Origin of the sequence: Neisseria sp. (assembly GCF_041804105.1) — a bacterium.
Taxonomy (GTDB): Bacteria; Pseudomonadota; Gammaproteobacteria; order Burkholderiales; family Neisseriaceae; genus Neisseria.
The window spans coordinates 20901-45929 of sequence record NZ_JBHCJY010000136.1; the positions used below are offsets into that span (position 1 = coordinate 20901).

The window sequence follows — 25029 nt, forward strand, 5'->3', positions numbered from 1 at the left end:
GTACGGTTACGCTCGACGGAGCGGGCTGACCGTACCTACAACCGCAACCGTAGGTATGGTCAGCATCCTAAGACGCGTAACCGTACGGATGCAGATGTTTTGTACCGCCGCAGATTTTTTCAGACGGCATCCGTTTTCCCTTCGTGCGTACGGTTACGCCCGACGGAGCGGGCTAACCGTACCTACACCGCAACCGTCGGTACGGTTAGCGTCCCGAGACACGCAACCCGTACGCACGTCGATACTTTTTCAGCAAACCGCGCAAGAAAGATAAGGCCGTCTGAAAATGTTTTCAGACGGCCTTTCATTATTAAAACATCCAAACTAACCAGACAGGCAGGGGTTTTGCCCGCTTCCGCCTTATTCTTCTTTCGTGCTCGGCAGTTCGCGTTTGGTCAGCGGTTTGATAAACCAAATGTCGCGGCAGTAGTCTTCAATCGAACGGTCGGACGAGAAGAAGCCCATGTTGGCGATGTTGGTCAGCGCGCTCTTTTCCCATGCGGCGCGGTCGGCGTAATGCTTGTCGGCGCGGTATTGGGCTTCGACGTAGCTGCGGAAATCGGCCATCAGTTGGTAATAATCGCTGTGCGGCTGCAATACGTCGTGGTAGCGGTGGATTTCTTCGGGCGAGAATACGCCTTGGTGCACCATGTTGACCACACGGCGCAGACCGCTGTCCTGCTCGATGTAGCTCAGGGCATCGTAACCGCGCAGGCGCAGCTCTTCTACCTGCTCGACGGTATTGCCGAAGATGAAGCAGTGTTCGTCGCCCACGCGTTCGTGGATTTCGACGTTGGCTCCGTCCATCGTGCCGATGCAGAGTGCGCCGTTGAGGGCGAATTTCATGTTGCTGGTACCTGATGCTTCGGTACCGGCCAGTGAAATCTGCTCGTGCAGGTCGGCGGCGGGAATGATGATTTGGGCGAGGCTGACGCTGTAATTGGGGATATAGACCACTTTAATCAGGTCGCGGATGCGCTCGTCATTGTTGATGGTTTTGGCCACATCGTTAATCAGACGGATGATTTTCTTCGCCATGTAGTAGGCGGATGCGGCTTTGCCGGAAATGATGAACACGCGCGGCTGCCAGTCGGCATCGGGGTTTTCCAGAATTCTAGCGTAGCGGTCGATGATGTGCATCACATTCAGCGCTTGGCGTTTGTATTCGTGGATGCGCTTGATTTGTACGTCGAACAGCGCATCGGTGTTCACTTTGATGCCCAGTTCTTTCTCGATGTAGGCGGCCAAACGCTCTTTGGCGGCTTTTTTCACCGCGCCGAATTCGGCCTGTATTTCGGGCTTGTCAGCGAGTTTGTTGAGTTTGGCCAGCTCGTCCAGATGCACGCGCCAGTCTTTTTTGCCGCCGATGTGCTTGTCGAGGAATGCGGTCAGCGCGGGGTTGGCGATGTGAATCCAGCGGCGCGGGGTTACGCCGTTGGTAACATTGGTAAAGCGGTCGGGGAACACTTTGGCGAAGTCGGCAAAGAGCGAACGCACCATCAAATCGGAGTGGATTTTCGCCACGCCGTTGACTTTGTGCGAACCGATTACCGCCAGCCAAGCCATGCGGATGCGGCGGCCGCCGTCTTCGTCGATGATGGAGACGCGGCGCAGGAAAGCGTCGTCGTAGCCCATTGCGCGCAGGCCGTTGAGGAATTGGGCGTTAATCTCGAAAATGATGTCGAGATGGCGCGGCAGCAGGCGTGCCATCAAATCAATCGGCCAGGTTTCCAGCGCTTCGCTCATCAGCGTGTGGTTGGTGTAGGAGAAGATTTTGCAGCACATCTGCCATGCTTCGGCAAAGGCGATGCCTTCTTCGTCGATCAGGATGCGCATCAGCTCGGGAATGGCCAGAACGGGGTGGGTGTCGTTGAGGTGGATGGCCACTTTGTCGGCCAGCGTTTTCACGCTGGGGAAACGGCATTTGTGGCGGGCAACGATGTCCTGCACGGAGGCGGAAACCAGAAAATATTCCTGTTTCAGGCGCAGTTCGCGGCCGCTGTCGGTGGAATCGTTGGGATAGAGTACGCGCGAAATGTTTTCGTCGCTGTTCTGCGCGCTGACGGCGGCGGTATAGTCGCCGCGGTTGAAGTCGGCCAGATTGAACTGGTTTCCGGCGTGTGCCGTCCACAGGCGCAGCGGGTTGGCCACTTCGCCGCCGTAACCGGGGATGATTTCGTCGTAGGCCAGTGCGGACACCTGTTCAGACGGCATCCATTCTTTTTTGCTGCCGGTGTTGACTACCGTACCGCCGAAGTTGACGGCATATTTTTTGTCGGGACGGCCGAACTGCCAAGCCATGTCTTGGTCGAGCCACAAATCAGGTTTCTCAACCTGCTGGCCGTCGACGATTTCCTGCTTGAACATACCGTATTGGTAGCGGATGCCGTAGCCCATGGCCGGGATGCGCAAAGTGGCGAGCGAATCGAGGAAACACGCGGCCAAACGGCCCAAGCCGCCATTGCCCAAGCCCGGGTCTTCTTCCTGTTCGCACACGTTGGCGAACTCTTTGCCGAGCTGGCGGAACGCTTCTTCGAATTCGGCATAGACGCCTTCGTTAATCAGCGCGTTCACAAAAGCGCGACCGAGCAGGAATTCCATGGAAAGGTAGTAAACCATGCGCTTGCTGTGGTCGATGTGGGCGCGGCGGGTTTTCAGGAAGTCTTCCGCAATCAGGTCGCGCGCGGCGAGCATGGCGGCATTGAGCCATTGGTGTTCGTCGGCATCGTTGGGATCGACGCCGAGAATGAAGATGAGTTTGTAGACGATGGATTTGCGGATGGTTTCCGCATCGGGTTTCGGCATCACATATTCGTAGCCGGTAATCGGGGTTTTTTTGGAAGCCATGAAACAAGCCTTTCTATGATAAACAAAGTGATGCCGTCCGGAAACGGCGGGAGGTGTAATTAAGGAGGTTTTCAAGTATGCCGTCTGAAAACAGGTTCCAGACGGCCTGCAATATTCTCAGGCCGGCACTATATTAACCGTGTAGCGGAAAGTAGCAAACCTTTAAACCCTCTTTCATACGACATACATACGAAAAAACACGTTAAATCAAAGATTCGTAACAGATACGGTAGCTGTCTGCCGCCCGGAGCCAGCCGAAATCCTGCGCCATCGCACAGCGGCGCAGCCTGTCCCACAGGGCTTTGTCCGCCCACGCCGCCAATGCGGTGTTGAACGCGCTTTCGAGTGCGGCGGCATCGGCTTTGTCGAACACGAAGCCCGTGGCATCAAGGCCGTCTGAAACGCCGTCCCATCCGGCCACGGTATCGGCCAGACCGCCCGTGCGCCGCACCAGCGGCAACGTGCCGTATTTCAAACCGTAAAGCTGGGTCAGGCCGCACGGCTCGAAACGGCTCGGCACCAGAATCACGTCGCCGCCGCCGATTAGGCGGTGCGCCAGTTTTTCGTCGTAGCCGATGTGCACGCCCACACGTTCCGGATAGGCGGCGGCCAGTTGCAGGAAAGCCTGCTCGAGTTCGGGCGAACCGCTGCCCAACAGGGCGAACTGCATTTTCGGATCTTCGGCCAGCTTGGTTTGCAGGGCTTCGAGCAGAAAATCCGCGCCTTTCTGTTCGGTCAGCCGCGACACCATCACGCACAGCATTGCATCCGCATCCTGATGCAGGCCGAAATGCCGCTGCAAAGCGGTTTTATTGGCGGCTTTGCCTTCGGAGGCGTGTTCCGCGTCATAAGCAACGGCCAGCTCCGCATCGGCGGCGGGATTCCAAACCGCTTCGTCCACGCCGTTGAGCATCCCGCTCAGACGGCCTTGCGAACGGCGCAACTTCAACAGCCCTTCCATGCCGTAGCCGCTGACGGCGATTTCCTGCGCATAAGTAGGGCTGACGGTGGTGATGTGGTCGGAATAGTAAAGCCCTGCTTTGAGAAACGAAATTTCGCCGCGGAATTCCAAACCTTCTATCTGATACATATGCTGCGGCAGCCAAAGCTCGGACAGGTGTTTGGCGTTGAACAGACCCTGATAGGCGATGTTGTGGATGGTAAATACGCTTTTCACCGGTACATCCCATGCCTTCAGGTAAGCTGCCGCCAAACCCGCCTGCCAGTCGTGCGCGTGCAGCACGTCCACCCTGTTCCAAAACGGGTCGGCACCTGCCGCCACCGCCGCCGCTGCCCAACCCAACAGGCCGAAGCGGACGACGTTGTCGGCGTAATCGCGGTAGTCCGCGCCGTAATAAGGATTGCCTTCGCGGTCGTACAGATGGGGCGCGTCAATCAGGTACAGCCCCAAACCGCGGTATTCGGCATAACGGATAACGGCATAACCGCCCGGGGTATCGCAACGGGCGACTTCGGCGGTGTAGGGAATCTGGTGGCGGATGGTGCGGTAATACGGCAGGATGACGCGTACATCGTCGCCGCTTTGCCGCTGGGCAAACGGCAGCGCGCCCAATACGTCGGCCAGTCCGCCGGTTTTAATCAGGGGATAAAGCTCGGAAGCTGCGTGCAAGATGTTCATGGTTTCTTTACCGTTGGGTTGTTTCGGTTTTTTCAGACGGCCTTTGCGTTTCAGGCCGTCTGAAAGCAATGTTTCGGTTTGCAGACGGTTTCGGTTCGGACAGGCAAGACCGTCCCTTATCGGACACTGTCCGCCGTAACGACGGACAGGCGGATTTTCAGACGGCCTAATACTGCGGCGGCCTATACACTTACGGCTGCGACTTGGCCGCACCTTTTCCGTTTGCCGCCGTCTCTGCCTGAATTTCAGGCAGAGACGGCGTTTATGCGGACAAGCGGTGCGGCTGTTTCAGACGGCCTTTGCGGCAACCGTTTGATACGGTTACAGCATACCGTCCGGCCGTACCTGCCGGTCAGATGCCCATGCCGTCTGAAAACTTGTCCTGATCGCGCGCACGTTTTTCCAGCATGGCGGGGGTAACGAGCACCACGCTGCCGCCGGAACTGATGCGGAAATATTTCGCGTCTTCGTCCGGATCGACACCGATCTGCATGCCGTCGGGAATCACGCAGGCGCGTTCGATGATGCAGTTGCGCACGGTACAGTTTTTGCCGATTTTCGCCTGCGGCAGGACAACGGAACGGTCGATGACCGAGCCTTCGTCCACGGTAACGCGCTCAAACAGCACCGACGAGCTGATTTCGGCATCGGTAATCAGGCAGCCGCCGCTGATCATCGAATTGTCGATGGTGCGGCTGTGCTGGTTTTTATAGAAAAACTTGCTCGGCATCGGCTGCGACGGCAGGCCGCGCACCGGCCACGAGCGGTCGAACAGGTTGAGCTGCGGGTATTCGGTGACCAAATCCATGTGCGCGCGCCAGTAGCTGTCGAGCGTGCCGACATCGCGCCAGTAGATGCTGCCCTCGGCGTTGCGCCCCATGCAGGAACGCTCAAACGGGTGGGCATACAGCACGCCTTCGCGCAAAGCGCGCGGAATCACGTCTTTGCCGAAATCGTGGTGGGTGTCGGGGCGGGCGACTTCGGCCTCGAGCGTTTGGTAGAGATAGTCGGCATCGAACACATAAATCCCCATCGATGCGAGCGACGAATCGGGTTTTTCTCGCATGGCGGGCGGGTCGGCCGGTTTTTCGACGAAGTCCTGCACTTTCAGGTTTTCGTTGACCGCCATCACACCGAACTCTTTGGCTTCGCTGCGTTTGACTTCAATGCAGCCCACCGTGCACTTCGCCCCGCGCGCGATGTGGTCGCGGATCATCTGCATATAGTCCATCTTGTAGATGTGGTCTCCCGCCAGAATCAGCACATATTTCGGCTTGTAGTGTTCTTTCATGATGCTGACGTTCTGCCAAACCGCATCGGCGGTGCCGCGGTACCACATTTCTTCGTCCACCTGCTGGCGCGCGGGCAACATATCGACGAACTGGCCACGGTCGCGCGGCATAAACGACCATGCGTGCTGCAGATGGCGCAGCAGCGAATGGGCTTCGTATTGGGTAATCACGCCGATTTTGAGCAGGTTGGAATTCAGGCAGTTGGACAGGGTGAAGTCGATGATGCGCCAGTTGCCGCCGAAATAGACGGCCGGTTTGGAGCGGCGGTCGGTCATTTCGTGCAGGCGCGAACCGCGCCCGCCCGCCAAAATCAGCACGAGCGTGTCGGCTGCAATGTCGGCGGCGCTGAATACGCGGTCGACCGCATAAGCGGGGTTGTCCTGGTGGATTTGATTCATGAGTTTCTCCTTTGCTTTTGGGTGGAACGGACGTGCCTAGATGAAATGCGCGTGCCGTCGGAATTTTTATTGTGTGTGTCGTTGTTTTTGGCTGCGTTCGGATAGGAAGTTTATGCTTACTTTCGTCATTCACGCTTGCGCGGGAATGACGGTATCGACTGCCCAACACATCCATACACAGCATATCATTCAAATACGGTATTTTCAGACGGCCTTGCAACGCCTGCCGCCGGTTTGTACGATTACGCCGCATTCGGCGGCTAACCGTACCTACCATGTTGTTCGGAGTTGTTTGCCCGTACAACCCTGTCCTGTTCAGACGGCCTAAATAGCGCCGTTTTGGCAGGTTTACGCTACGGATTCGTTCAGACGGCGTTTATCAGACGGCCTGATCTTTAAACACCCACAGCCCCATATGCTCCACCGTGCACAGGCCGTCTGAACAGGTGTAGCGGGGCGACGGGGCGCATGCTTCCTGCCATTTTCCTTCGGGCAGGGTAAAGGTTTGGCGGCTTTTTTTGGCATTGACCAGCAGCAGCCAGCCGCCCTCCATCAATACCTGCATGGCTTTGATGCCGTGGTTGTGCCAGCATTGCTCGCTCATGGGTAGGCCGTCGGTGTTGAGCCATGTTACGCTGCCGCCGTCCCACCATGCGTCCTGCTGCGACAGCAGGGCGATTTGCCTGCGCACGGTGGTCAGTTGGCGCACATATTCCTGAAGGGGATGGTTTTCAGACGGCCAGGTCAGCCATGCGGTTTCGTTGTCTTGGCAGTAGCCGTTGTTGTTGCCCTGCTGACTGTTGCCGAATTCGTCGCCGCCCAGCAGCATGGGCGTGCCGTTGGACAGCAGCAGCGAAGCCAGCAGCGCTTTGGCGGTGTATTCGCGCTCGGCAAGGATGTGCGCATCGTCGGTTGCGCCTTCCGCGCCGTGGTTGAAGCTGATGTTTTCGTTGTGGCCGTCGCGGTTGTTTTCGCCGTTGGCTTCGTTGTGTTTTTCGTTGTAGCTGACCAAATCGTTCAGCGTGAAACCGTCGTGGGCGGTGATGAAGTTCAGGCCGGCCGACGGGCTTCTGCCGCTGTGGCGGAAGATGTCGGACGAACCGGCCAGCCGTTCGGCGAATTTGCCCAGATTGCCGCTTTCCCACACCCAAAACGCGCGCATGTCGTCGCGGAACAGGCCGTTCCACTCGGCGAAAGGATGGGGGAAACCGCCGACGCGGTAACCGTCGGGGCCGAGATCCCACGCTTCGGCGATGAGTTTCACACGCGCGAGCACGGGATCTTGGTAGAGCATTTGGAAAAACCGTCCGTCGGCCCGGAAATCGGGTTCGCGCGCCAAAATGGTGCCCAAATCGAAACGGAAGCCGTCGATGTGGAATGCTTCCACCCAATAGCGCAGGCTGTCGGCCGCCCAGCGGGCAACGTCGCGGCGGGCCAGGTTGAGCGTGTTGCCGCAGCCCGACCAGTTTTCATAACCGCCCTGCCCGTCCATCCAATACCACGCGGGATTGTCGATGCCGCGCTGGCAGAGCATAGGGCCGTCTGAATCCTGTTCGGCGGTGTGGTTGTACACCACGTCCAAAATCACTTCGATGCCCGCTTTGTGCAAGGCTTTTACGGCGCGGCGCAGTTCGTCGGCGGCATTTTCCGCATCGGCGGCATAGGCAGGCTCGGCGGCGAAATGGGAATAAGTGTTGTAGCCCCAATAATTGCGCAAGCCCATGCGCTGCAAATGGTATTCGTCGAGATGCTGCTGCACGGGCAGCAGCTCCACGGCGGTTACGCCCAAAGATTTCAGGTAGGCAATCACGCGCTTGTCGGCCAAGGCAAGGTAAGTGCCCGCGTTTTTCAGGTCGGGAAACTGTTTGGTGAAGCCTTTCACATGGACTTCGTAAATCACGGTTTGCGCCCACGGCGTGTCGGGGGCTTTGTCGCCGCCCCAGTCGAACGCACCGTCGTCCGTCACCACGCTTTTCGGAGCGACGGCGGCATTGTCACGCATGTCTTCGGGCCGGTACCACGCCATTTCTTCGGCGGTTCCGTAAACGGGCTTGCCGTCGATCCGGCGCGAATACGGGTCGGCCAGCAGTTTCTGCGGATTGAACAACCGCCCGTCCGCGGGATTGCTTTCTCCGTGTACGCGGTAGCCATAACGCTGCCCTGCGCCGATACCCGCCACAAAACCGTGGAACACCGCACCCGTTTTCGCAGGCAGATCCAGCCGCGTTTCCAGGCCGTCTGAATCAAACAGGCAAAGCTCGACTTTTTCTGCACTGCCCGATGCCAGCGCGAAATTGACCCCGTTCGGGCAGACGGTCGCGCCGACGGGATAAGGTTTGCCGGGCTGGATTTTCGGTTTCGGAGAATGTTTTCTGCTTCGGGTCATGAGGATGCTTCGGGCTTTCTTTCCGGTTTGATTGTGTGTTGGTCGGACATGGTTTTTTCAGACGGCCTTAAACTGCCGATAGGCCGTCTGAAATGCTTTACTGCTTTTCCGACGCTGCTTCGGGCTTTCTTATCGGTTTGATATTGTGCGCGGCTTTGGTCGGATAAGGTTTTCAGATGGCCTTAAGCTGCGCAGGCCGTCTGAAACACTTTTACTGCTTTTCCGACGCTGCTTCGGGCTTTCTTATCGGTTTGATATTGTGCACGGCTTTGGTCGGATAAGGTTTTCAGACGGCCTTAAGCTGCGCAGGCCGTCTGAAACACTTTTACTGCTTTTCCGACGCTGTTTCAGGCTTTCTTATCGGTTTGATATTGTGCGCGGCTTTGGTTGGATAAGGTTTTCAGACGGCCGGCCTTAAGCTGCGGCAGGCCGTCTGAAACTCACTGCGTTGTTACTGCTTTTCCCGATACAGCCAAACCGTCGCCAACGGCGGAACGGTAACCGACAGCGACTGCGCTTTGCCGTGCGATTCGACGGCTTCGGTTTCGACCAGTTTGCCCGGGCTGACGCCGCCGCCTTTGTATTCCGTGTTATCCGAATTCAGGATTTCGCGGTATCCGCCCGCCTGATTCACACCGAAACGGTAGTTCTCGCGCACGACGGGGGTAAAGTTGCTGATGACGATGACGGAATTGCCGTCGCGGTCGCGGCGTTCGAAAACATAGACGGAGTTTTCGCCGTCGTCGGCCACCAGCCATTCGAAGCCTTCAGGCCACTGGTCGAGCTGGTACAGCGGAGCGTGGTCTTTATAGACGTGGTTCAGTTCGCGCACGTAATCCTGCATGCCTTTGTGCCAGCCGCCTTCTTCGTCGAGCAGGAACCAGTCCAGCCCTTCCTGATAGTTCCATTCGCGGCCTTGTGCGAATTCGTCGCCCATAAACAGGAGTTTTTTGCCGGGGAAGCCGTACATGAAACCGTAGTAGGCGCGCAGGTTGGCAAACTGCTGCCAGCAGTCGCCGGGCATTTTGCCCAACAGCGAACCTTTGCCGTGCACCACTTCGTCATGCGACAGGGGCAGGATGAAGTTTTCGCTGTACTGGTACATCATGCCGAAGGTCATTTTGTTGTGGTGGTATTTGCGGTTGATGGGGTCTTCTTTCATGTAGCTCAGGGTGTCGTTCATCCAGCCCATGTTCCATTTGTAATGGAAATTCAAGCCCTCGGCGCGGGTGACGTTGGCAAACGAGGTGGATTCTTCGGCAATCGCGGCGGCATCGGGTACTTCCTGTTGCAGCATGGTGTTGGTGTCACGCAGAAAGTTGATGGCTTCGAGGTTTTCGCGTCCGCCGTATCGGTTGGGAATCCATTCGCCTTCTTTGCGCGAATAGTCGCGGTACACCATCGAGGCGACGGCATCGACGCGCAGGCCGTCGAAACCGAAACGCTCAATCCAATACAGGGCGTTGCCTTGCAGGAAGTTTTTCACTTCGTTGCGGCCGAAGTTGTAAATGAGGGTGTTCCAGTCTTGATGGTAGCCTTCGCGCGGGTCGGCGTGTTCGTAAAGCGGCGTACCGTCGAAATGGTTGAGGCCGTGGTCGTCGGTCGGGAAATGGCCGACCACCCAGTCGAGAATCACGCAGATACCCGCATCGTGCGCGGCTTTAATCAATGCCTGTAATTCCTGCGGCGAACCGAAACGGCTGGTCGGCGCGTAGAGGCCGGTGGCCTGATAGCCCCACGAGCCGTCGAACGGGTATTCCGACACGGGTAGCAGCTCGATGTGGGTGAAGCCCATGTCTTTCACATAGCCCACCAATTCTTCGGCAAGCTGTTCGTAGGTCAGCCAGAAATTGTTTTCGGGATTGCGCTTCCACGAACCCAAATGCACTTCGTAAATGCTGACGGGGCTGTCGATGGCGTTGGCTTTGGCACGGAAAGCGGGGGCTTCGACTTTTTCGGGCAAACCGCGCACCACGGACGCGGTGGTCGGGCGCAGTTCCGCCGCAAACGCATACGGGTCGGACTTGGCGCGCACGTTGCCGTTGGCATCGCGGATTTCGAATTTATAGAGCGCGTTGAAAGGAACGGCGGGAATAAAGATTTCCCAAATGCCCGTGCTTTGGTGGCGGCGCATCGCATGGCGGCGGCCGTCCCAATGGTTGAACTCGCCAATCACGGAAACGCGCTGCGCGTTCGGCGCCCATACTGCGAAGTTCACGCCTTTTACGCCGTCGATTTCGACAGGGTGCGCTCCGAAAGTTTCATACGGCCTCAGATGGCGGCCTTCGGCCAGCAGCCATTGGTCGATTTCGCCCAAGTGCGACCAAAAGCGGTAAGGGTCTTCTTCCGTTACGGCATCCTCACCGGCCGAATATTGCACGCTCAGGGCGTAATTGGGCGCGTTGTCGGGCAGCATGGCCACGAAGAAACCGCGTTCGTCGATTTTCTGGCCTTCCGCAACCACCTTGCCGCTTTCCCGGTCAACCACGTCCACGCGCAGCGCATCAGGGCGCAGCACCCGTACCACTTCCCCGCCTTCGGGCAGGGTGTGGCGGCCGAGATAGGCGAACGGGTCGCCGTGGGTTGCCAAAAAGAAGCTGTCGACCGTATCGCGTTCTTGGCGGTCGAGTTCGTGATAGGCTTTGGGGGGATGGTTTTTTCTCATTCTGACCTCTTCAATCATAGACAGTTGTTCCGACATCAGCCGGTGTTGCGGAAAATCTTCCAGTAAAACAGGCAGTTTCACCGCCCAATTCGGATAACCCGCCGCCACACCGGGCACGTTCAGGTTGTCAGACATACCCAGCAGGTTTTCAATCTGCACGGCGTAAAGCCTGCTGTTGCACTCGGCGCCGAAACGGTGTACCGCTGCCAGCAGCGCACCGTCCATTTCAGACGGCATTTCCGCATCGTGCGGCAGGCAGTGCGTTTCTTTCAACACGCGGAACAAATCGGCTTTGTCGCGTCCGCGCTGTGTTAAGGCCGTCTGAAAAGCCCCGCCGTCGGCAAGCGAACCCAAACGGCGCATGGTTTCCAAATCGCGTCCCGTCCACCAGCCCGCCAGCGGCGCAACGTCGTGGGTGCTGGTGACGGTAACGGCCTGGGCCGGATAATGCTGCGGCAGCTCGAAACCGCCCGCGTGGCGGCTGAAGTACACCACTTTATACGAAAACACCTGATAACGGTTGAGCAGCTCGCGCGCCTCGTCGGGCACCGTGCCCAAGTCTTCGCCGATAACGATGCAGCGGTTGCGGCAGCTTTCCAACGCCAGCACGGCAAACAGGATTTCCTTGTCGTAATGCACATACGCACCGTTGTCGGCGGTTTGACTGCCCACCACCCACCACAGGCGGCACAGCGACATCACATGGTCGATGCGCAACACGCCGTACAGTTTCATGTTTTCGCGCAGCAGGCGGATAAAGGCGGCAAAACCCGTTTTACGCAGCATCACGGGGTTGAGCGGCGGCAGGTTCCAGTTTTGTCCCGACGGCCCCAGCGGGTCGGGCGGCGCACCCACCGACACATCCATGCAGTAATCCGCGCGGTTGAGCCAGGTCGCCGCCCCGCCCCTAGCCGCGCCCACCGCCAAATCGCCGTAAATGCCCGCCTGCACGCCGTGTTTTTCCGCCGCCTCGCGCACTTCGTCCCACTGGCAGGCGCACAGCCATTGCAGCCACATATAAAAACGCACCGCATCCTTATTGGCCTTGGCAAACGCCTTCACTTCCTTACTGTTCGGATTCCGATAGGCTTCAGGCCAAGCCGTCCAGCCCGCTTCCGCGCTCACGCCGAACACTTCGTTCAGCGCCTCGAAAAGCGCAAAACCCTCCAAAGCCGCGCCCTTCTCTTTCACAAACGCCTTAAACAGCCGCCGCTCGTCGCGCGCAGGTTTGCCCGTATCTTTGTCGAATGCGGCGAAGGCCGTCTGAAGCGCTTCGTACTTCAGCTTCCATACCGCCGCATAATCCACCGTTTCCGCCTTGCGCAGCGCAGTAATGCGGCGTTTCACCTTTTGCTGTTTCAGCCAGCTTCCCGCCTCTTCCGAATACCAGAACGCACCCAGCTTGCCTACGTCCAGATAAACCGGATTCAGCCACTCGCGCGATGACGGGCTGTACGGACTGGCAAACTCCGGATGGCGCGTAAACAGCGCATGCAGCGGATTGATGCCGACAAAGTCAATCCCCCGCTCCCCCGCAAACGCAGACAGCCGCGCCAAATCGGAAAAATCGCCGATGCCCCAGTTCTGCTTCGAACGCAGACTGTACAGATGCAGCGTCAGCCCGTTCATGCGCAGGCCGTCTGAAAGCGGCTGCGGACGGTAAACCGCATCAGGCGCCACCACAATCAAGCTTTTAAACGACCGGCCGCCTTCCGAAGCACACAACGTATAATAACCCTGCGCCAAACCGTCGGCCGCCGCATACACAAGGCCGTCTGAAAACACCGCCTCCACAGCATGTTCCACACCCTCCTCATCTTCCAACACCAAACCGCAACCCGCAGAAAAACCGTGCGGCAGCGCCACACGCAGCCCTTCCCCTGCACGCAACGCCGCCGCACCATCGAAACCGTCCTCCGTATCCGGCACCGCATCCAACGCAGCCGCCAAAGCAGCCGCAACTTCCGGTTTCGTTTCGTGATAATGCCCGTAAATATCGTGATAACCCGCATCGATACCGTACGCAGCATAAGTTTCCGCGTTAAATTCCTGATTCATGGTAAGCCTTGAAGTGAAGTCTGCTGTACATCTTAATACAGAAACAGCAGCAGTTTGAATGTAGTTCCGTACTCTCTGACCCAGCGCAAAAGAAACAGCGCAAACCCGTTTCAGACGGCCCTGCATCATCCACACCAACTGTCTCGTTTGAACGTATTTTCCGACGGGGGAACGATGGGTTTTGGAGTTATTATCCTATAAAACCTATGATAGTGTTGGAGATTCTCAGCACAGACACAGGTCGCCTGAAACCACCGATTACCTTTTACACATCCCTGTACCTTTAAAAAATAAAACACCTATTTTCCCATACCCTTTTAACATATCAGCTTCTCAATTATCGTAACTCTGAGCTCCCTCCTATACAAAAATAATGGTAACTTCCATTAATTGTTTATCAAAACAAAACCAATTAACATCGCTACAAAGCACCATACAAAAATAATTCAAATGAAATGGGAATTATAAAAAAACAATATGTCTAATCCTTTTCTACAACACAGAACAACAAAAATAAACGGTTATTTTTCAAGCCAAACGGATGTTTACTTGGCTTGGCTAATTTATTAAAATGTTTCTGCATTATATCGTAAGCCATTTATAATTTTGACAATCAAAAGAAGGAATTAAACTTATGACAAATAACATCAAGTCAAGCTTGGCTGCTTTAACACTTGTTACCGTAACCAGCGTCTATGCCTCCGATACCGGCACCCAACCCGTGCGCCCAGTGGAATTCACTGTCGGAACCGAGTTTTATAACGAGAACTATCGTGAATATTCAAGCGATGATAATTCATTTCGCGGCCTCAGCAACGGTGAGCGTCTGATGCAACAGAAAAGTAATCTTTGGTCGCTGACTGGTGGAGTCAAGTACCATTTTAACAATCGGCACTCTGCCAAATTCGAAGGTCGTTATTCACGAGGCAAATCAGATTACACGGGCAGGTTAATGGATCCCACTACCGGCACCATTGGCTCTTTTGGCGAATATAAATTTACCAATTCTCCGCGCCGAGTGTATGACTTACGGGCATCATACGAATATACCCATCCCATTAATGAACGTCTCAGTATTACGGCAGGAGCCGGCCTCGGACATCGCGTATTACGAGATTTGAATACCCGTGCTTCAGAGGCTACAGAAGGCCACCGCGATAGAAAACAACAAACTACATATGCACAAATCAGCACCGGCATGAATATTGCCCTGCCTGCACAATTCGAAATTACACCGCGTATTTCCTATAACCATATGCTGCGCGGCCGCCAATACTCTTATCCATCAGGCCAATCAGTAGAAATGAAACAATCTGGTGGACAAGGTATCGAAATCGAAGTACCTGTTTCGAAAAAACTTGCCAACCGGTCTAAAGTTAGTGTCACTCCATTCTATCGTGGCTGGAGAGTGAAGAGATCAGATGATGCAATTCATTATTCTTCTATTTATAATGCTTATTTGGCTTCATACGAACCCAAAAACTATACCCACGAAGCAGGTATGAAATTGCAATATTCGTTCTAACCCAACCAAACGCTTCAAGCATTTCAGACGGCCTTGCAGTACAATAAGGCCGTCTGAAACCTTTTCCGCATATTCAAATGCAACTGCTCAAATACCTCCAAGCCCAAGGAATCGGCAGCCGTAAGCAGTGCCAATGGCTGATTGACAACGGCTGCATCACCCTCAACGGTAAAATCTGCGACAATGCAAAAGATACGCTTACGCCATCTGAAATCCGCTCTCTAAAAATCGACGGAGAAGAACTTACCGTTATTCCCCTGCCCTATTTCTATATTTTGCTCAACAAGCCCGCCAATTACGAAACATCGCACAAACCGCGCGATTATCCGAGCGTGTTCAGTTTATTTCCCGCCCATATGCGCAATATCGAAATGCAGGCCGTCGGCAGACTCGATGCCGATACCACCGGTGTTTTGCTGATTACCAATGACGGCCAGTTTAACCACCGCGCCACTTCTCCTAAACACAAACTGCCCAAAATCTACCGCGTAACACTCAAGCATCCTGCCGACGAAACGCTTTGCCGCACATTGAAACAGGGTGTTTTACTGCATGACGACAATGAAACCGTATCCGCAACCGAAGCCGTTTTGGAAAGCCCAACCACACTTATCATGACCATTACCGAAGGCAAATACCACCAAGTCAAACGCATGGTTGCAGCCGCAGGCAACCGGGTCGAACGGCTCCACCGCGAAAAATTCGGAATCTGGGATACGCAAGATATGGCCTCCGGCGAGTGGAAATTCATCGAAGTGTAGCGTATTTCAGAAAATTTTTAAAAAGACGGTATATTTTTTATCATTTAAAATCAAAAGACTAATTTTACAATTTCCATCTTAACAAGATTTATCACTCAAATGCGTGAACTAATATATAATTCGCCTGTCTGAGTAACACTTGCTCCGAAAGGAGTGAGTAAGTGAGTAAGACGTTTTCCCCGTAATGTGTTTGGCCATCTATACTTTTCCCCTTAGTATAGATGGTTTTTTTTATCTCTGATTTTTAATTATATTGGCTCTAGACTAGCAGAATAGCTCTGTTAGACTAGAAAAATGAAATATAACACCAAGTTAAGTGACTACCAGCTCAAAAAATTATCAAGCATTTTTGTGTCGATATAGAAGCCTCAAAAACCGCTTTGCTGACAGGCTTCAATCGTAATACCATCAACCGCTGGTATGGCATTTTCAGGCACGAAATATACCGCTGCCAAAGCGAGCAAAAAGACCTGCTATACGGCAGCATAGAGGTTGATGAAAGCTATTTTGGTGCCAAACGGCAGCGCGGTTTCCATGGCAAGTTAAAGCGTGGCAGAGGAACACTTAAACAACCCGTGTTTGGTATTTTCGAAAGAGACGGCAGGGTTTATACCGAAATCGTTCCTGATTGCAAAAAGCAGACACTTCAAGCTGTTATATTGGGAAAGGTCTCTCCGGAGAGTGTTATTTATTCTGATAGCCGGCGCGGTTATAGCGGCTTGGTCGATGTCGGCTACTCTAAACATTTGCGCGTTAATCACGGACAAAATGAGTTTGCAGATGGTATCAGGCACATCAATGGTATTGAAAGCTTTTGGAGTTTTACCAAACGAAGGCTCACCAAATTCAACGGCGTAACCAAAAATTTTGATTTGCACCTGAAGGAATGCGAATGGCGATGGAACTGAAACTCTGATGAACTGAGTCACGAACTTTGGGGGCTTTTAAAGTAAATTTATATAAAGCTGCTAGTCTAGAGCCTAGATGATTACATACATTACTACAATCATGAACGGATTGGTTTAAACTTAAAAAAGCTGAGTCCTGTCGGCTACAGAACCCAGCTTGAAAAGGCTGTTTGAGAAAGATTCTTAACTTGTCTAAGTATTGGGGGGACAGTTCATATTTTTCAGACGGCCTGTTGCCCTACTATTGAGCCGAGCCGTTATTTTAACCTTTTTCTCAATCCTTCAAACCGCGACACCAACAGCCAGTCCAACAACAGCATGGTTAAAATGGCGATAATTGCCGTCGGAAACACCACTGCGACAAGCAGCAGCGGCACAGCCATTCCCCACCATACCTGCACACCCGTTTTGTGTGCAGGCGGTACCAACCCGACGGAATCCGCAGGTCGGCGCTTCCACCACATCACAAAACCCGCAATGCAGATAAAGATAACCGCCAAGCAGAACGCCACATTGGCCGCCACACTCCACCAACCCATCGTTCCCATATGCAGCGCTATGCTGACGGCCATGAATTTGCCAAACCAGTTGTAATTACCGTAACGGATGTCGGCCAGCACTTTGCCGCTGTAACGGTCGATATGCACCGTACGGTCGATGGTCGGGCTGGGATGGTCATAACTCATCGAATCCTGACTCAGCGTCCACACACCAGTTTCGCCTTTCGGAAAATTAAGCTGGTAGCGGCCTTCGAACCCCGTTTCCCGCGCATAGCGGTCAAGCGTTTCCAAAGTCAGCGGCTCTCCTGCTTTGATGCCGTCTGAACCTTTGACCAAACCGGAAACCGGCATCGGCGTCAGTTCCAGCACCCACGGCACTTCCTTTGTCTTGCCGTCGTTTAAAAGCTGCCCGTGGGTAACCACATCAGACCGCGGTATCGGTTCGACGCCCCACTTTCCCGCCGGAAACCGGCTCCACGCCTGCACGGCTTTTCCGCCCCAAATGCCCGCCCATGCAATGCCCGACACACAAAATAGCAGCAGCAACACCGATACCCATATTCCGAGCGCACCGTGTATGTTCCGCCACCATGAACGTCCTTTGCCGAACAGCGGCAACAGCATCCTACGCAGGCTTTTATGTTTTGCCCACCACAGATACAGGCCGGTCAACACCATCAGAATCGTCAGCGAAGCGGCTGTTTCCAACAGATAATCGCCCACTTTCCCCATCATCAGATCACTGTGCAGTTCGTCCATCAAATGATAAATATTGCCGTGGCGCGGGAAAATTTTCAGCACTTTTGCAGTGTAGGGATTTACCAATACCATCATCGCCTTACCTTCCGCGTCAACACGGAACACCGCCACCTTGTCGGCCGCGCGCGGCGCGATATACTGCACTACTGAAGCACGGTCGGGGTGAACCGCCCTGCGTGCCGCTTCCGCCTGCACCGACAACGGCCTGACCGCCGCTTGCGGCCGCACCTGCATCCGCTCCCCTTCCCTGCCTTCGATGTTAGCCGACAAAACCATCATCAGCCCCGTTGCCGCAAGAAACATTAAAAAAGGCACCACAAACAAACCCGCATAAAAATGCCAACGCCACACCGCAAAATAACGACTGCCTGCGGTTGCTTTCTGTTTTTCGGTATTCGGATTCATGATATTCCCTGTGTTGCCGTTTATCGTTTTTTCAGACGGCCTGCCTACTGCCGCACATGCAAGATAATCCGTTTAAACAGCAAATCCAAGCATTTTCGTGCTTTTTATACTTCATAACTACCACCTTATGACTACAATATGCCGACAGGCCGTCTGAAAGCATTATTTTCAGACAGCCTGTTGACCGCTCAAGCACATCCCCATTCGCATATCCCGCCGACGGCCCGCCCCTCTCGCCGCCCCACCCTAACCACCATGCCCCCGATGTCCGTTTTCAGTTATAATCGCAGGCACTTTCCGACACTTGTGCGGATGGCTGTCCGCCCGTTTATTTCCAAGGATTTTTTATGTCCCTCACACTCGACGACGTGGAAAAAATCGCCCGTCTCTCACGCCTGCATCTGGATGAAGCCGAAAAAACGCAAACCCTGCAGGAACTGAACAACATCTTCGCCTTGGTCGAGAAAATGCGCGCCGTCGATACCGACGGCATCGAACCGATGGCGCACCCGCACGAAGCCTCCCTGCGCCTGCGCGAAGACAAAGTTACCGAAACCGACCGCGCCGCCGAATATCAGGCCGTCGCCCCCGACGTGCGCAACCGCCTGTATATCGTGCCGCAAGTCATTGAAGAATAAGGACATCTGCAAACATCCGATGAAAACTCACCAACGTTCTGAAGCTGCCGATTAAAACATTGATGCCGTCTGAAAATGTTTTTCAGACGGCCTGCGAGAAAATGCCATGAAAACCGTTACCACCATTACCGCATTGGCCGCACTGCTGGCTTCAATGAGTGCAGGCGCTGCCGTTACCGCCAAAGAAAAAACCTCCAACCCTTTGGCCGCCGGCCTGATCAAACTCCCGTATAAAGAAAAAGCGGAAGCCACAGCCGAAGGCATGGACAGATTCGGCAAAGGTTATTTCTACGCCGACAGCATCCAGCCCGATGCCAAACGCCCCGGCTTTTTTCTCGTCGTCAACGGCTTCGACTACCACCAGCCCTACGAAGGTGTCAATGCCACCCGTGAGCTGGCCACCGTACATTGCGGCAAACTGCGTTACAACGACATTCTCGCCACCGCCCATTTCGCTGCCGACGGCTCCCCCCTGTTGCTCAACGACAATCCCCTGCCCATCGAATACGGCAAATGGAGCGATGCCGAACGCGAAGAACGCGCCGCCATGCAGCGCACAGACCCTGTGGTTCAGGCGGTTTGCGACCGGATGGACAAACTGAGGACCAGCAGATAAAGGCCGTCTGAAAACCCTCCGAACCCATTTGCCTCCATGCCCAAGCAGCCGGTCTGAAATGCAACCATCTCTCGAGCCGGCTTGCCGAAAACCGAATGAAACGCCGTCTGAAAACCTGTTCAGACGGCCTGACAAGAAAGACTGACATGCCCGCCTACACCCTCAAACAAACAGCCGAACTGCTGCAAACCAAGCAAATCTCCGCCGTCGAACTCGCGCAGGAATACCTCGCTGCCATCGACGCCCGAAACCCTGCCCTCAACGGTTACATCACCTTGGACAAAGACCTGACCCTGGCCGAAGCCCGCACCGCCGACGAGCGCATCGCGCAGGGCAAAGGCGGCCTGCTTACCGGTGTCCCCGTCGCCTACAAAGACATTTTCTGCCAAACCGGCTGGCGCACCGCCTGTTCCAGCAAAATGCTCGACAACTTCGTCGCGCCCTACACCGCCACCGTCGTGCAAAACCTGCTCGACGCAGGCATGGTCACCCTCGGCCGCACCAATATGGACGAATTCGCTATGGGTTCCACCAACGAAACCTCGTTCTACGGCGCAACCAAAAACCCGTGGAACCTTGAACGCGTACCCGGCGGCTCGTCGGGCGGTTCCGCAGCTGTCGTCGCCGCACGCCTTGCCCCCGCCGCGCTCGGTTCCGACACCGGCGGCTCCATCCGCCAGCCCGCCTCGCATTGCGGCATCACCGGCATCAAACCCACCTACGGCATTGTGTCCCGCTTCGGCATGGTCGCCTACGCTTCCAGCTTCGACCAAGCCGGCCCGATGGCGCAAACCGCCGAAGACTGTGCGATTTTGTTGAACGCCATGGCCGGTTTCGACGAACGCGACTCCACCAGCCTCGAGCGCGAAAAAGAAGACTACACGCGCGACCTGAACGCCCCGCTCAAAGGTCTCAAAATCGGCCTGCCCAAAGAATACTTCACCGCCAGCAACAGCGCCGACGTTCAGACGGCCTTGGAAAACGCCAAATCCCTGTTGCAGGCACAAGGTGCCGAACTGGTGGAAGTTTCCCTGCCACAAACCGAACTGTCCATCCCCGCCTACTACGTTCTCGCCTCAGCCGAAGCCAGCACCAACCTCTCCCGCTACGACGGCGTGCGCTACGGCCACCGCGCGGAAAAATTCGGCGACTTGGACGAAATGTATGCCAACACCCGCGCCGAAGGCTTCGGCAGCGAAGTCAAACGCCGCATCATGATCGGCACCTATGTACTCAGCCACGGATATTACGACGCTTATTACCTGAAAGCCCAAAAACTGCGCCGCCTCGTCGCCAACGATTTTCAGACGACCTTCGCCCGATGCGACCTGATACTCGCCCCCACCGCCCCCACCGCCGCACCGAAACTCGGCGAGCTGAACCACGACCCCGTGCAGGCCTACCTGTCCGACATCTACACCATCGCCGTCAACCTCGCCGGCCTCCCCGCCCTGACCCTGCCCGCAGGCTTCAGTTCAGACGGCCTGCCCATCGGCGTGCAGCTCATCGGCAACTATTTCAGCGAAGCCAGGATTTTGGGCGCGGCGCATCAGATGCAGCAGAATAGTGATTGGCATACCCAATCGCCGGCGTGATTGCGGCAAGACTGCCTGAAAACTTAAAAGGCCGTCTGAAAAATTTCAGGCAGCCTGAAAAATCCCACACTAAAACCATTAGGGAAAAACATGAAAACCCTATTTGCCGCACTATGCCTGCTCATTACCCCGTTTACCTATGCCAAAAGTGCCGACTGGTCGGGCGTTTTCAAATCATGGGAACAAGGCTGCCGATTAGAAAGCCCGCCGTTTAGCGAATTGGAAAGCAGCCTGCAAGAGTTCATAGACCAAAAAACCGCACCGCAAGCCGATGTCCGCCCGAGCATCAAACTGCCTGCCGCCTATCGCGTACAAGCCGCAAGCCGGCCTACTTTTCACCGCGTTACCATTGGCAAGAGCGAGCATAACGACACCGCCTACACCATAGACCAAGTACGGCTCGCACTCAAAGGCACATACTACGGCTTGCCCGTTGTCCATTACAGCCACACATTCCATATAGAAACCGCAGGCATAGTCCATTACCGTTTGCTGCTTGATACCCCGACAGCCCAAGCGCGGCGCGTGCTGGCAGGCAAATACAAAAAACGCCGTTTTGCCAATCCTGTATTAGAAGGCGAAACCGAAATCCTGCAAGCCGAATTATTGCCCGCAAACAGCAACGGCAAACAGCAAACCGTTTTGGAATGTGTAATGACTTATGGCTGATGTTTCAGGCAGTCTGAATGAATTTTTATTCATCAATCGACCCAATCATTTATTTTTAGTTAAAAAAGAAAGCCCCCTCCTATGACCTGGGAAACCGTAATCGGACTGGAAATCCACGTCCAACTGAACACCAAATCCAAAATTTTCAGCGGTGCGTCCACCGCTTTCGGTGCCGAGCCGAACGCACATGCCAGCGTGGTGGAGTGTGCCTTGCCGGGCGTGTTGCCTGTGATGAACCGCGAAGTGGTTGAAAAAGCGGTGAAACTCGGTTTGGCGATGAATGCCAAAATCAATCAGAAAAACGTGTTCGACCGCAAAAACTATTTTTACCCCGACCTGCCGAAAGGCTATCAAATCAGCCAGTTGGCTCTGCCGATTGTGGAACACGGCAAGCTGGAAATCGTGGTGGGCGACGAGGTGAAAACCATCAACGTTACCCGCGCGCACATGGAAGAGGATGCGGGCAAATCGGTGCACGAGGGATTGGACGGCGCGACGGGCATCGATCTGAACCGCGCGGGTACGCCGCTGTTGGAAGTGGTGTCCGAGCCGGAATTGCGTTCCGCCGCCGAAGCCGTGGCCTATGCCAAAGCCCTGCACGGGCTGGTAACTTGGCTGGACATTTGCGACGGCAATATGGCCGAGGGTTCGTTCCGCATCGATGCGAACGTGTCGGTGCGCCCCAAAGGCCAGTCTGAATTCGGCACGCGCCGCGAGATTAAGAACCTGAATTCGTTCCGCTTTTTGGAGCAGGCGGTTAACTACGAAGTGGAAAGCCAGATTGAAATTCTGGAAGACGGCGGCAAGGTGCAGCAGGCGACCATGCTGTTTGACCCCGACAAGGGCGAAACCCGCGTGATGCGCCTGAAGGAAGACGCGCACGACTACCGCTACTTCCCCGACCCCGACCTGCTGCCCGTGATTATTTCAGACGGCCAGTTGCAGAAAGCCAAAGACGAAATGCCCGAACTGCCGTCTGAAATGGCGCAGCGTTTCGTGGCCGACTACGGCGTGAGCGACTACGACGCGCGCCTGCTGACCGCCAGCCGCGGTCAGGCCGCTTTCTTTGAAGACGCTGCCAAAGCCAGCGGACAAGGCAAACTGGTGGCGAACTGGATGAACGGCGAACTGGCCGCCACGCTGAACAAAGAAGGCTTAGGCCTGTCTGAAAGCCCGATTACCGCACCGCGCCTGGCCGAACTGGTGGGCAAAATTTCAGACGGCACCCTAAGCAGCAAGCTGGCGAAAAAAGCCTTCGAAGCCATGTGGGCCGAACCCGAAGCGGGCATCGCTGAGATTATCGAGAAACACGGTCTGGTGCAGATTACCGATACCGGTGCGATTGAAGCGATGGTGGACGAAGTGTTGGCCAACAACGCCAAAGCCGTAGAGCAGTTTAAAGCCGGCAACGAAAAAGCCCTGAACGCGATTGTCGGCCAGGTGATGAAAGCCAGCAAAGGCAAGGCCAATCCGGGGCAGGTGCAGGAGTTGGTAAAGGCGAAGTTAACCGGTTAACCACTGTTGGCAAGCCGTCTAAAACAGTTTCAGACGGCCTCCAACCAAATCCCTATGTTAAATATTTAGATAATTGAAAGGTAACTTATGAAAAAAATACTTTCCGTCGCACTGCTGATTGCTGCGATGCCCGCCATGGCCGAAGATTTCGCCGGTAAACCCTTTACCCCGCAAGCCGTACAGGCCGTATTGAGTTGCAAATCATCATCGCTGGATTTCCTATACTGGGGGACAAATTTCACAGGCCCCAATGAAAAAGCCGAAAAAAACAAAGGGCGCTTTGTCAACGAACTCAACTCCCTTACTTACCGCTACCGTCTACCGTTCAACGTGCGCCTTACCAACCCCTTGGACAAAACGGAAGTAGAAGGACGGTATGTTGTATTCCGCACCAGCAAAGAAATCTACTTGGAAATCGATTGGTCGAAATATCCCAAACTACACAAACTTTACCAACAGAAACAAATAGAAGCCGTCCAAGGATTAACCCGCATGTTGGAAAGAAAAAACGTAGCCACAAAAGACCTGCAAACTTTAGGTTATGACATTCCTGCCAAAGAACAACATATAGACGATCCCAGCAAAACAATCAAAGTAAATAAATATTTCGGCTTTTCTGCCATGTCTAAAGGAGATTTCACAACGGAAATTTTAGACAAAGGCTATATCGGTTGCCGCTATCCGCAGTAATCCACACCTGAATCAGGCCGTCTGAAAAACCGTTTTTCAGACGGCCTTTTCACATAACGCCAAGGGAATCCATGAAAAAACACATCACAAACAAACCGCAAACCGGCACCATCGTCCGCTGGTTCGATGCCAAAGGCTACGGCTTTATCCGCAGCGGTACGCACGCTGAAGACGTTTACTTCCACATCAGCGACTACCACGTGCAGGGCAAAAGGCCGTCTGAAGGCGAAACGGTGGTATTTGTATCGCAGCACGGACAAAAAGGCAGACTGATGGCCGTGCAGGTGCAAAACCCGCAAGCCGCGCGTATCGCGACAAAGCAGCACCGCAATACAGGAAAAGGTTCAGACGGCATCCGCAGCAGCCTTTTGGCTGTCGGCCTGTGGGTTGTACTGCTGCCGGCGGCGGTTTGGGTTGATATGCTGCCTTTCGACGTTTTCATTTGGTACGGCATCGCCAGCACCCTTGCATTCTTCCTTTATTGGCACGACAAAACCGCTGCGCGCAACGGCCGTTGGCGCACGCCCGAAAACACGCTGCATCTGGCCGCGCTTGCCGGCGGCTGGCCGGGCGCGCTGCTCGCTCAGGATTATCTGCGCCACAAATCGCAGAAACAGCCGTTCCGCACGGTATTTTCCATCACGGTTGCGCTGAACATCGTACTGCTGGTCTATCTTTCGCAACACGGTTTTTACGGTTGGCTTTAAATCGATACACACCACGCTGCAGGCCGTCTAAAAACATATTCAGACGGCCTGTCCGTTTGTTGCCGGACAGGGTTGGATATGACACAACCACCAGCCTGTTTTACACATTTTAACCAAATCACAGTCAGAAAAACCGGCCCTACCCGAATCACGTCCGTCAAGCCGAAAGATTCCAGCGAAATCAAACGACAATGGGATTTTACATTTTCAGACGGCCTGATTTCCGACTCCCGCCGTTTTTCTACCCGAAACGGATGCGGAAACCGCACCGATGCACACGAAACGGGAAACCCGTTTCTACGGTGCGGTTTTGCGGCGGTTTTTGCAGAACGACGGGCGTACCTTTTTGCGGAACGGACGGTTGTTTTTCGGCAAAACAAACGCGTTTCAGACGGCTTGTCAAGACTGGCTGGTCTCGAAAAAATACAGTATATTGTGTCCCAACCAGCCGGATAC

The 25029-nt window shown here is 54.8% G+C and carries 15 protein-coding genes and 2 pseudogenes; 11 read left to right on the forward strand and 6 right to left on the reverse strand.

Features of this window, described 5'->3' with window-relative positions; all coding sequences use genetic code 11:
• Nucleotides 1-360 precede the first annotated feature (360 nt).
• The 5 genes from ACEYDX_RS11510 to glgB form a co-directional block, all read right to left on the reverse strand.
• Nucleotides 361-2847 carry a glycogen/starch/alpha-glucan phosphorylase gene (locus tag ACEYDX_RS11510; protein ID WP_373742158.1) on the reverse strand — a complete coding sequence of 829 codons (2487 nt, stop codon included), beginning with the start codon at nucleotides 2845-2847 and terminating at the stop codon, nucleotides 361-363.
• A 202-nt stretch (nucleotides 2848-3049) separates the two neighbouring features.
• Complete coding sequence (gene glgA / locus ACEYDX_RS11515) at nucleotides 3050-4486, reverse strand: glycogen synthase GlgA (protein WP_373742159.1); 1437 nt, start codon at nucleotides 4484-4486, stop codon at nucleotides 3050-3052.
• Between the two features lie 352 nt (nucleotides 4487-4838).
• Nucleotides 4839-6176, reverse strand: a complete 1338-nt coding sequence (gene glgC, locus ACEYDX_RS11520; protein ID WP_373742160.1) for a glucose-1-phosphate adenylyltransferase — start codon at nucleotides 6174-6176, stop codon at nucleotides 4839-4841.
• Between the two features lie 379 nt (nucleotides 6177-6555).
• Nucleotides 6556-8562 (reverse strand): glycogen debranching protein GlgX, encoded by a 2007-nt coding sequence (gene glgX, locus ACEYDX_RS11525; RefSeq protein WP_373742161.1) that lies wholly within the window; start codon nucleotides 8560-8562, stop codon nucleotides 6556-6558.
• 451 nt (nucleotides 8563-9013) lie between these two features.
• A complete protein-coding gene (gene glgB / locus ACEYDX_RS11530) occupies nucleotides 9014-13285 on the reverse strand; it encodes a 1,4-alpha-glucan branching protein GlgB (protein ID WP_373742162.1) in 4272 nt (1423 codons plus the stop codon).
• A gap of 634 nt (nucleotides 13286-13919) precedes the next feature.
• Here glgB and ACEYDX_RS11535 point away from each other — a divergent pair.
• From ACEYDX_RS11535 to ACEYDX_RS11550, 4 genes and pseudogenes are all read left to right on the forward strand, one after another.
• Complete coding sequence (locus tag ACEYDX_RS11535) at nucleotides 13920-14810, forward strand: outer membrane beta-barrel protein (protein WP_373742163.1); 891 nt, start codon at nucleotides 13920-13922, stop codon at nucleotides 14808-14810.
• 77 nt (nucleotides 14811-14887) lie between these two features.
• Entirely contained in the window at nucleotides 14888-15571 is a 684-nt protein-coding gene (locus ACEYDX_RS11540) for a 16S rRNA pseudouridine(516) synthase (RefSeq protein ID WP_373742164.1), read from the forward strand.
• Nucleotides 15572-15865: 294 nt separating this feature from the next.
• Nucleotides 15866-16479 (forward strand): annotated as a pseudogene (locus ACEYDX_RS11545) (IS1595 family transposase).
• A gap of 69 nt (nucleotides 16480-16548) precedes the next feature.
• Nucleotides 16549-16653 (forward strand): annotated as a pseudogene (locus ACEYDX_RS11550) (IS3 family transposase); the annotation flags it as partial.
• 83 nt (nucleotides 16654-16736) lie between these two features.
• Here ACEYDX_RS11550 and ACEYDX_RS11555 read toward each other — a convergent pair.
• On the reverse strand, nucleotides 16737-18143 hold the full coding sequence (locus ACEYDX_RS11555) for a PepSY-associated TM helix domain-containing protein (RefSeq protein WP_373742165.1): 1407 nt from the start codon (nucleotides 18141-18143) through the stop codon (nucleotides 16737-16739).
• A gap of 347 nt (nucleotides 18144-18490) precedes the next feature.
• Between ACEYDX_RS11555 and gatC the strand changes: the two genes are divergently transcribed.
• From gatC to ACEYDX_RS11590, 7 genes are all read left to right on the forward strand, one after another.
• Nucleotides 18491-18781, forward strand: a complete 291-nt coding sequence (gatC, locus tag ACEYDX_RS11560; RefSeq protein WP_373742166.1) for an Asp-tRNA(Asn)/Glu-tRNA(Gln) amidotransferase subunit GatC — start codon at nucleotides 18491-18493, stop codon at nucleotides 18779-18781.
• 106 nt (nucleotides 18782-18887) lie between these two features.
• Nucleotides 18888-19397, forward strand: coding sequence for a hypothetical protein (locus ACEYDX_RS11565; RefSeq protein WP_373742167.1), 510 nt, complete (start codon nucleotides 18888-18890; stop codon nucleotides 19395-19397).
• 146 nt (nucleotides 19398-19543) lie between these two features.
• Nucleotides 19544-20992 (forward strand): Asp-tRNA(Asn)/Glu-tRNA(Gln) amidotransferase subunit GatA, encoded by a 1449-nt coding sequence (gene gatA / locus ACEYDX_RS11570; protein ID WP_373742168.1) that lies wholly within the window; start codon nucleotides 19544-19546, stop codon nucleotides 20990-20992.
• 90 nt (nucleotides 20993-21082) lie between these two features.
• On the forward strand, nucleotides 21083-21661 hold the full coding sequence (locus tag ACEYDX_RS11575; protein WP_373742169.1) for a hypothetical protein: 579 nt from the start codon (nucleotides 21083-21085) through the stop codon (nucleotides 21659-21661).
• A gap of 81 nt (nucleotides 21662-21742) precedes the next feature.
• Complete coding sequence (gene gatB / locus ACEYDX_RS11580) at nucleotides 21743-23176, forward strand: Asp-tRNA(Asn)/Glu-tRNA(Gln) amidotransferase subunit GatB (protein ID WP_373742170.1); 1434 nt, start codon at nucleotides 21743-21745, stop codon at nucleotides 23174-23176.
• Between the two features lie 87 nt (nucleotides 23177-23263).
• Complete coding sequence (locus tag ACEYDX_RS11585) at nucleotides 23264-23866, forward strand: peptidoglycan-binding protein (RefSeq protein ID WP_373742171.1); 603 nt, start codon at nucleotides 23264-23266, stop codon at nucleotides 23864-23866.
• A 71-nt stretch (nucleotides 23867-23937) separates the two neighbouring features.
• Entirely contained in the window at nucleotides 23938-24573 is a 636-nt protein-coding gene (locus ACEYDX_RS11590; protein ID WP_373742172.1) for a DUF1294 domain-containing protein, read from the forward strand.
• Nucleotides 24574-25029: the final 456 nt, after the last annotated feature.

Bases quoted from the DNA above. Each gene is read 5' to 3' on its own strand.
- gatC (WP_373742166.1), top strand. From the start codon at position 18,491: ATGTCCCTCACACTCGACGACGTGGAAAAAATCGCCCGTCTCTCACGC.
- glgA (WP_373742159.1), bottom strand. From the start codon at position 4,486: ATGAACATCTTGCACGCAGCTTCCGAGCTTTATCCCCTGATTAAAACC.
- ACEYDX_RS11590 (WP_373742172.1), top strand. From the start codon at position 23,938: ATGAAAAAACACATCACAAACAAACCGCAAACCGGCACCATCGTCCGC.
- ACEYDX_RS11575 (WP_373742169.1), top strand. From the start codon at position 21,083: ATGAAAACCCTATTTGCCGCACTATGCCTGCTCATTACCCCGTTTACC.
- ACEYDX_RS11555 (WP_373742165.1), bottom strand. From the start codon at position 18,143: ATGAATCCGAATACCGAAAAACAGAAAGCAACCGCAGGCAGTCGTTAT.
- glgC (WP_373742160.1), bottom strand. From the start codon at position 6,176: ATGAATCAAATCCACCAGGACAACCCCGCTTATGCGGTCGACCGCGTA.
- ACEYDX_RS11510 (WP_373742158.1), bottom strand. From the start codon at position 2,847: ATGGCTTCCAAAAAAACCCCGATTACCGGCTACGAATATGTGATGCCG.
- ACEYDX_RS11540 (WP_373742164.1), top strand. From the start codon at position 14,888: ATGCAACTGCTCAAATACCTCCAAGCCCAAGGAATCGGCAGCCGTAAG.
- glgX (WP_373742161.1), bottom strand. From the start codon at position 8,562: ATGACCCGAAGCAGAAAACATTCTCCGAAACCGAAAATCCAGCCCGGC.
- ACEYDX_RS11565 (WP_373742167.1), top strand. From the start codon at position 18,888: ATGAAAACCGTTACCACCATTACCGCATTGGCCGCACTGCTGGCTTCA.
- gatA (WP_373742168.1), top strand. From the start codon at position 19,544: ATGCCCGCCTACACCCTCAAACAAACAGCCGAACTGCTGCAAACCAAG.
- ACEYDX_RS11585 (WP_373742171.1), top strand. From the start codon at position 23,264: ATGAAAAAAATACTTTCCGTCGCACTGCTGATTGCTGCGATGCCCGCC.
- ACEYDX_RS11535 (WP_373742163.1), top strand. From the start codon at position 13,920: ATGACAAATAACATCAAGTCAAGCTTGGCTGCTTTAACACTTGTTACC.
- gatB (WP_373742170.1), top strand. From the start codon at position 21,743: ATGACCTGGGAAACCGTAATCGGACTGGAAATCCACGTCCAACTGAAC.
- glgB (WP_373742162.1), bottom strand. From the start codon at position 13,285: ATGAATCAGGAATTTAACGCGGAAACTTATGCTGCGTACGGTATCGAT.